The 579-nt window shown below is 45.8% G+C and carries 1 pseudogene; it reads left to right on the top strand.

Features of this window, described 5'->3' with window-relative positions:
* Positions 1-157 precede the first annotated feature (157 nt).
* Positions 158-579 (top strand): annotated as a pseudogene (gene gatB, locus ACTHUR_RS16335) (Asp-tRNA(Asn)/Glu-tRNA(Gln) amidotransferase subunit GatB); the annotation flags it as partial.

The raw sequence follows: 579 nt of genomic DNA, 5'->3' as shown, positions 1-579 counted from the left end.
TGAATGTATTGCTACTGGCTATTTGGCGTAAAAAGATTTTTAAACAATCAACGTTATCCTGAATACAAACAGGTTTCTATGTATTTTAAAAACCTGCCCAATGAAAAATCAAATATCCCCTATTTAAAACAACCCAAATTCAAAGGAAACTTAAACTATGACTTGGGAAACCGTAATCGGCTTGGAAATCCACGTCCAGCTCAACACCCAATCCAAAATCTTCAGCGGCGCATCGACCGCATTCGGTGCGGAACCCAATGCGCACGCCAGCGTAGTGGAATGCGCACTGCCGGGCGTGCTGCCGGTAATGAACCGCGAAGTCGTTGAAAAAGCCATCAAATTGGGCTTGGCTTTGGATGCGAAAATCAATCAGAAAAACGTGTTCGACCGCAAAAACTACTTCTATCCTGATTTGCCAAAAGGCTATCAAATCAGCCAGTTGGATTTACCGATTGTCGAACACGGCAAACTGGAAATCGTGGTCGGCGACGATGTGAAAACCATCAATGTAACCCGCGCGCACATGGAAGAAGATGCGGGCAAATCCGTGCATGAAGGCTTGAACGGCGCGACCGGTAT

The sequence above is a fragment of the Neisseria sp. P0021.S007 genome (genome assembly GCF_051956855.1).
This window is presented reverse-complemented; position numbering and strand designations above follow the sequence as displayed.